Origin of the sequence: Acidocella aquatica (genome assembly GCF_030160635.1) — a bacterium.
GTDB classification, from domain to species: Bacteria; Pseudomonadota; Alphaproteobacteria; order Acetobacterales; family Acetobacteraceae; genus Acidocella; species Acidocella aquatica.
The window spans coordinates 213,334-221,494 of sequence record NZ_BSOS01000073.1; the positions used below are offsets into that span (position 1 = coordinate 213,334).

Below are 8,161 nucleotides of genomic sequence, written 5' to 3' on the forward strand. Positions count from 1 at the left end.
CAAGGACAAAGTTAGGCTAGCGGCGCCACCAGCCGCGTTTTTTCTCGGCGACCGGCACATCATCACCGCCGATGACACGCGGCTTGACCAAGGGCTCCGGCGCCGCAGCCGGGGTTTCGCCCGAAGCTTCGGTAGCGGCTTCGGCCGGGGCTTCAACCGGGGCGGCTTCAACCGCTGGGGCAGGCTCGGGCGCGGCAACGCCTTCTGCCACGGCGGCAGGAGCTTCTGGTGTCACCACAGGCTCGGGTGCCGCCTGTGCCAGATCACGCAGGCGCAGGCGCTGCTCCTCGGCGCGCTCGGCCGCCTCGAAAATATCGGCGACATCGGCATACACGGGCTCAGCCGGGGCAACCTCGGCGGCCGGGGTCTCATCCTCGCCGGCGCGGCGGCGGCGCGTGCCGCCACGGGTGCGGCGGCGGCGCGGGGCTGGTTCCTCGGTCAGCACCGGGGCTTCCTCGGCTGGTTCGCCCAGTTCGGCGGCCATCACCAGATCAATCTCGGTCGGCTGGTCATCGGGAACTGCCGGGGCAGGTGCGGCTGGGGCCTCGCCTTCAGCGGCAGGGGCCGGGGTTTCCGCTCCGGCTTCACCCGCGGCGGCCTCACCCGCGCCGTTTTCACCACGGCGCTTGCCACGGCGGCGGCGGCGGCGGCGCTTGCGCTCACCTTCCTCGGCCGTATCGTTGGCGTTGGGCGCGTCGGTGTCCTGTTCTTCCTCCTCGGCCTCCACCTCTTCGGCCACCGGAACGGCCACTGCGCGCTCCAGGTTGCGTTCCGGGGTGATCGGCCCGGTGTAGGAGGCAGGCGCCACCACTGGCGCGGTGATCGTCTGCGCGCGGATTTTCTCGATGCGGAAGCTCGTGCCGGTCATCGCGGCGTCGGGCGTGAAGATCACCCGCATGGCATAACGCGCCTCGATGGCGGAAAGCCGCTCGCGCTTGTGGTTGAACAGGTAGAACGCGATTTCCGGCGGCAGCACCACGGCGATCTCGGCGGCGCGGAACTTGCCGCCCTCGTCCTCGATGGCGCGCAGGATGTGCAGCGCCGCGCTCTCGGGGCTGCGGATGGAGCCCATACCCGCGCAATGCGGGCAGGTGATGAGTGACGCCTCGGTGAGCGAGGGGCGCAGGCGCTGGCGGCTCATCTCCATCAGGCCGAAATGGCTGATCGAGCCGATCTGGATGCGGGCGCGGTCGTTCTTCAGTGAATCCTTGAGCTTGCGCTCGACCGCCGTGTTGTTCTTGCGGCTCTCCATGTCGATGAAGTCGATGACGATAAGCCCGGCCAGATCGCGCATGCGCAACTGCTTGGCCACCTCCTCGGCGGCTTCCAGATTGGTGCGCAGAGCCGTGTCCTCGATGCTGCGCTCGCGGGTGGAGCGCCCTGAGTTCACATCGATGGCGACCAGCGCCTCGGTCTGGTTGATGACGATGTAGCCGCCCGAGCGAAGTTGCACGATCGGGTTGAGCATCGCGTCGAGCTGGGCTTCCACCTGGTAGCGGGCGAACAGCGGCTGGCCCTCGGTCCACAACTGCACCTTTTTGGCGTGGCTGGGCATGAGCATGCGCATAAAGTCCCGCGCGGCCTTGAAGCCCTCCTCGCCATCGACCAGCACCTCTTCCACGTCGCGCGTATAAACATCGCGGATGGTGCGCTTGATCAGGCTGGCTTCCTCGTAGATGAGCGCCGGGGCCACGGATTCCATGGTGCGCTCGCGGATGTCGTCCCACAGGCGGAGCAGATATTCGCAGTCGCGCTTGATCTCGGGCTTGGGCCGGTTGGCGCCGGCTGTGCGCACGATCAGGCCCATGCCCTCGGGCACGTCCAGCTCGGCCATGGCTTCCTTCAGGCGGCGGCGGTCAGCCACCGAGGTGATTTTGCGCGAAACGCCGCCGCCGGAGGGCGAGTTGGGCATGAGCACGGAGAAACGCCCGGCCAGGGAGAGATAGGTGGTGAGGGCCGCACCTTTGTTGCCGCGCTCCTCCTTTACCACCTGGATCAGCATGATCTGGCGGCGGTGAATAACGTCCTGGATTTTGTAGTTGCGCAAAAAGCGCTGGCGCTGGCGGCGCTCGCGCGCCTCGGCGGCGTCATCGCCATCACCGCCCAGGTTTTCCGGCGGCGGGGCGGCGGGGGCTTCGTCAGCATCATGGCCGTTGGCCGGTTCGGCCTCACCCTCGGCGCTGCTTTCGCTGCCGTCTCCGGTTTCCTCGGCGCTGGCGCGTTCAGGCGCCACTTCGGCCTCGGTTGCGGCCACGGCTTCGCCGGTCTCTTCCGGCGGCGGCGCGGAGATAATTTCAATCGGAGTGACGCTCAGCGCCTGCGCGGCACCATGATCCGGCGCGGCCTCGGCCTCGGCCTCGGAGGGTTCGGCGGCCTGCTCCTCGCGTGCATCGGCGGCGCGGGCTTCCTCGCGCTCGTCCTCGGCCTGCAGAGCCAGCAGGCGGTTACGGTCAGCCACCGGAATCTGGTAATAATCAGGGTGGATTTCGCCAAAGGCCAGGAATCCGTGGCGGTTTCCGCCGTATTCCACAAACGCCGCCTGCAGGCTGGGTTCAACCCGGATAACCTTGGCGAGGTAGATATTGCCTTTTATCTGCTTGCGATTGGCCGTCTCAACGTCGAAATCCTCAAGCCGGTTGCCGTCCAGTACCACCACGCGCGTTTCTTCCGCGTGGCTGGCGTCGATTAACATTTTTTTCGTCATTTAAATGGGAGCTCCGATGCGCGGCATCCGCGGGCAGCCATGAGCCTGTAATGGCTCTCAATGCCGCAACGCCACGATTTTGATGTAAGTTAAGGGGTGCAGACCGGAGCCACGCCATATCCGAACGGAAAAAATTAAAGTCGGTCGGCAGAGCGGTCATCGGTCCTTGATCTCGTAGGCCAGGGCTTGCGCGCCAGGCCATGTGGGTATTCCTCAGGGTTCGGGTGGCGGAAACGGCCGGAAAAGGCCAAAATCCGCTCTTAATCGAGCACCTGGGGTTGTTGATGACGGAAATACCGCGCATCCGCAAGGGGGTTACTGCCAGCCCTGCGTGAAACGCCCGGCTGGCGGAGGGCGGCTGCCTCGGGCAGAATGGCGCCGCAGACAGGAGGGCGGCACGGCCAATGACGCATAAATACCGCTTCGTGATTGCCGCCTGCGCGCGCTGGGAGACTCGCTACGCCGTGGAGTGGCTAAACTACCACCGCGCCATCGGCTTCGAGCATGTCTATCTCTACTGCAACGACGACGATCCGCGCGCGCTCTATGAGACGGTGCTGCCCTTCACCCAGGGCCCGGCCCCCTTCGTCACCTTTCGGTTTTATCCCGACCAGGGGCAACATCGCAAAATGATGCTGCACTTTCTGGCACACGACCAACACGCCGCAGAATGGATCAGCTTTCTCGACCTCGACGAGTTCATCCGTCTGCCGCCGGGCCAGAGCATCGCCCAGTTCATCGCGCCGCTTGCCCCGGTGGCCGACTGCGTGCTGTTCAACTGGGTATTCTTCGGTCCCAACGGTCACAAGACGCCGCCGGACCGCCCGGTGCTGGAATCCTACACGCGGCGCGAAGCCCTGGTGCACCCTTTCACCAAATATGTAGCGCGCAGCACAGTCTTCAACGATCCGCAGCTTTTCCAAAAGTGCCTGGACAACTCCTTCGTCCACCGGCTGGATGAATATCTCGCCCGGCCGATCCGCTCGGTGAATGTGCTGGGGGAGGATATGGCCGGATATTACGCCGATTTTCCTGCCGGTGCGGCGGCGTTCGCCCGCCATCCGCCTCGGCAGGAGAGACTTTTCGCCACCGCCATGATCCACCATTACGCCTTTCGCTCCGAACAGGCCTTTGCCGGCCGCGTGGCGCGGGGGTTGAATGGCAATTTCGCCGGCGAGAAAATCTGGGGCGAGTTGGCGGCGGAGCCAGAGCGGTATCGCGAATTCCTTGCTTCAGTGAACGCGGTGGAGGACCGTCGGCTTGCTGAATTCCAGCAAAACGAGGCCGGCAAGGCACAACCAGCCAATGCGCGGCCCGCTCCCGCGGCGGCAATGCCGCCGGGTTTACGCCTGGGCATTGCCATCACCACCTTCAACCGGCGCGAGCTGGTGGTTGATCTCGCCGTGAAAATCCGCGCGCTCACGAGTGGCCCCCATGAGCTGGTTGTTTGCGACGACGGCTCAACCGACGGCACGGCGCAGACCCTGCGGGCGATGGGGGTGCGTGTTATCGGGGGCACCAACCGCGGTATCGCCTGGAACAAAAATCGCGGCATTTATTATCTGCTGCATGTCTCGCAATGCGATGTCATTATTCTGCTTGACGATGACATCGTGCCCGTGACCCCCGGCTGGGAGGTGGAGTGGATCGAGGCAGCCTGGCGCTATGGACATGTGAATCACGCCCATCCGGCCTATAAAAACTCACTCGTTGCCGGTGCGCTCACGGCCGCCGATCCGGGTCTGGCATCCACCATTCCGGGCTGGGCACTGGCGTTCAATCGTTTCATCCTGGCCTCCATTGGCTACATGGACGTGCGTTTCGGCCGTTATGGCCACGAACATTCCGACTTATCCTTCCGCGCGCTGAGAACCGGGCATGGTGGCATTACCGTGCAGGAGGCCGCGGGGCAAAAGGCACTGTTCTATGTCATTGACGGCGGATTGCGGGGCGTTCCCTCGGTGACGTCCGGAACCCCGGAAGAGCTGCAAGCCAATGGCCGATTGCTGATGGAGCTGGGCGCGGAGCCGGTTTATCGCCATGTCTGGCGCGAGGACGCGCAAATGCGCGCGTTCCTGGCCGAGATTGCCGCCGCCGCGCCAGACGAACTTGCCCCGATAATCGGAACCACCAATGAGTTTGCATCGCTGGAAGCGTATCTAGGGCATCAAGGCGATCCACCTGCCCTCGCCGCGCCGGATCATGCTTTCGTCAGCGACGGCAATATCAGCCGTGGCAAGCCGGTCATGCAAAGCCCCATACCAGCCGCAGCTCCCTGTTGGCAGGTCGATCTCGGCGGTTTCGCCACGATCCGCGAAATCCGGGTCCACGCCCCTCGCGGCGCCAGCTTCAGCCTCAGCGTGTCCATCGACGGCGAGTCATGGACGGAGATCACGCGCGAGGAAGATGACGAAGTGGTGGGCGGCGGCGGCGCTCCCTTCATCTGGGCTGGCCCCGGCGCCGCCTGGGCGCGGTTTGTGCGCGTCACCCTGCTGGGGCGCGACTACCTGCATCTGGATCAGGTCGAGGTGTTCGGCGCCATGACACATCCGGGCGGGACACTCTGAGAGAGCCACCCCCCTTATTTTACATGGCGAGACTACAGCGCGGCGCCGGGTGCGCCAAATTCAGCCCCCCCTTGCCTTTCGCCCCTCCCTTGCGGCATCAGGCGGGGGAAAGCCACGTCAAGGAGCCGCCCAGCATGTCCGACGCCCGCACCGCGATCAACGATATCAATCCCGCCACTGTTCTATATGATTTCGTGGTGAGCGAGGCGCTGCCCGGCACCGGGGTTGATCCCGCCGCCTTCTGGGCCGGTTTCGCTGCGGTCATCAAGGAATTCTCGGCCACAAACGCCACGCTGATGGCCAAGCGCGACGCGCTGCAGGCAAAAATCGACGCCTGGCACCTGGCGCACAAGGGCCAGCCGCACAATCCCGCCGCCTATGAGGCATTTTTGCGCGAAATCGGCTATCTGCTGCCTGACCCGGCGCCCTTCAGCGTCGACACTGACCGGGTGGACGATGAGATCGCGCATATCGCCGGGCCGCAGCTGGTGGTGCCGGTGAGCAACGCCCGCTACGCGCTCAACGCCGCCAACGCCCGCTGGGGCAGCCTCTATGACGCGCTCTACGGCACCGACGCCATCCCCGAGACCGAAGGGGCCGCCAGATCCGCCGGGGGCCTGAACAAGGCCCGCGCGGCGCTGGTGGTGGCCCGTGGCCGCGCCTTTCTCGACGCGCATTTTCCCCTGGCCGACGGCAGCCATGCCGATGCGCGGGCCTACCGCGTGCGCCACGGGCACCTGGCCGTGGTGTTGCCCAGCGGCGAGGTTGGATTGAAGAACGGCGCGCAGTTCGCGGGCTACACCGGCGACGCCGGCCAGCCAACCGGCGTTTTGCTCAAGAACCATAATCTGCACGCCGAGCTGGTGATCAACCCGCAAAACGCCATCGGCCGGGATGACGCCGCCGGGGTGGCCGATATCATCATGGAATCGGCGATCAGCACCATCATGGATTGTGAGGACAGTGTTGCCGCGGTGGATGCGCACGACAAGGTGGATGTGTATCGCAGCTGGCTGGGGCTGATGCAGGGCACGCTCAGCGCGCCGGTGGAGAAAGGCGGCAAAACATTCGAGCGCAGGCTGAACCCGGACCGCGTATACACCGCGCCGGATGGCGGCACGCTCACCCTGCACGGCCGCTCGCTGATGCTGGTGCGCAATGTCGGCCACCACATGCTCACCGATGCGATTCTCGATGCGCAAGGCAATGAGGTTCCCGAGACCATCATCGATGCGGTGATCACCTCGCTGATCGCGATGCATGACCTGAAGGCCCGGCGCAACTCGCGCACCGGCTCGGTTTATATCGTGAAGCCCAAGCTGCACGGGCCGGAGGAGGTGGCCAACGCGGTGGCGCTGTTCGGCGCGGTGGAAAAATTGCTTGACCTACCCGCCAACACGTTGAAAATGGGCATCATGGACGAGGAACGCCGCACCAGCGCCAACCTCAAGGCCTGCATCGCGGCGGCGAAGTCGCGCGTGGTGTTCATCAACACCGGCTTCCTCGACCGCACCGGCGATGAGATCCACACCTCCATCGAGGCCGGGGCGTTTCTGCGCAAGGGCGATATCAAGAACCAGCCCTGGATCAAATCCTACGAGGACCGCAACGTGGACTTCGGCCTGGAATGCGGGTTGCAGGGGCGCGCGCAGATCGGCAAGGGCATGTGGGCCGCACCCGACCAGATGGCGGCGATGCTGGAACAGAAAATCGCCCACCCGCGCGCGGGCGCCAACACCGCCTGGGTGCCCTCCCCCACCGCCGCCACGCTGCATGCGCTGCACTACCACGCGGTGGACGTGTTCGCCCGCCAGGACGAGCTTAAAACCCGCCCGCCCGCCAAATTGGAAGACCTGCTCACCATTCCGCTGGCCGGCCGGCCGAACTGGAACCCCGCGCAAGTGCAGCAGGAGCTGGACAACAACGCGCAGGGGCTGCTCGGTTATGTGGTGCGCTGGGTGGACCAGGGGGTGGGCTGCTCGAAAGTGCCGGACATCCACGATGTCGGCCTGATGGAAGACCGCGCCACACTGCGCATCTCCTCCCAGCACATCGCCAACTGGCTGCACCATGGCATCGCCAGCAAGGAACAGGTGATGGAAACCCTCAAGCGCATGGCCCTGGTGGTGGACAAACAAAACGCTGGCGATCCGGCCTATACCCCGCTCGCCCCCGGCTATGACGGCCCGGCCTTCGCCGCCGCCTGCGAACTGGTGTTCGAGGGCCGCAACCAGCCCAACGGCTATACCGAGTTCGTGCTGACCCGCCGCCGCCGCGAGGCGAAAGCCGCCGGGTAATCCTGAAAATACCGGCCGGTATTTAAGCAGGCGAGACCAGGGGGACCGGTCCCAGGGGACAGTTCCCCCTGGGACCGGCCGTGCATGATCGCAAAGGTGTTAAACAATAAACGCCCGGCAGCGTGCGCTGTTGCAGGCGTGCGCAAAACGCACCGGCAAGGCGTTGTACTAGCACTACTTTGGCATATTTTTATTATCGTTTTTTGTCAGGAGCGTGTCATAGTGCGGGCATCGTCGAGGTGGAGGCTGTGCCAAGAGATTGAGGATCGCGTTTCTGATTGCGGGCATGGTCGGTTGCGGCGGTGGTCCCTCGATTCTTTTTTTTCCGTCCCGCTGCTTTGAGGCGGCGGGATTGGAGGAAGGCGTAGGCGATCATTGCCATCAGGACATGTCGATGTAACCCGATCCAGGACCTGCCTTCGAAGTGATCGAGGCCAAGTTCCTCTTTGAGTTGCTGGTGCGCCTGCTCACAGACCCACCTGGCTTTAATCGCGGCGGCCAGCGTCTTGATAGGGGTATCGGCCGGTAGGTTCGACACATAATATTTTTGCTCGCCTGTCGACCGCCGCTCGCCGACGAGCCACACCTCCGAG

General features: G+C 64.6%; 4 protein-coding genes. 2 read left to right on the plus strand and 2 right to left on the minus strand.

What is annotated here, in order from left to right; genetic code table 11:
• Positions 1 to 16: 16 nt before the first annotated feature.
• Entirely contained in the window at positions 17 to 2,704 is a 2,688-nt protein-coding gene (locus QQJ84_RS13915; protein WP_284258901.1) for an Rne/Rng family ribonuclease, read from the minus strand.
• A gap of 404 nt (positions 2,705 to 3,108) precedes the next feature.
• On the opposite strand from QQJ84_RS13915, the gene QQJ84_RS13920 reads away from it, so the two are divergent.
• On the plus strand, positions 3,109 to 5,271 hold the full coding sequence (locus QQJ84_RS13920; protein WP_284258902.1) for a glycosyltransferase family 2 protein: 2,163 nt from the start codon (positions 3,109 to 3,111) through the stop codon (positions 5,269 to 5,271).
• Positions 5,272 to 5,405: 134 nt separating this feature from the next.
• Positions 5,406 to 7,568 carry a malate synthase G gene (locus QQJ84_RS13925; protein ID WP_284258903.1) on the plus strand — a complete coding sequence of 721 codons (2,163 nt, stop codon included), beginning with the start codon at positions 5,406 to 5,408 and terminating at the stop codon, positions 7,566 to 7,568.
• 217 nt (positions 7,569 to 7,785) lie between these two features.
• Here the strand turns inward: QQJ84_RS13925 and QQJ84_RS13930 are convergent.
• The coding region (locus QQJ84_RS13930; protein ID WP_284258904.1) for a transposase at positions 7,786 to 8,161 on the minus strand (376 nt) is incomplete at its 5' end.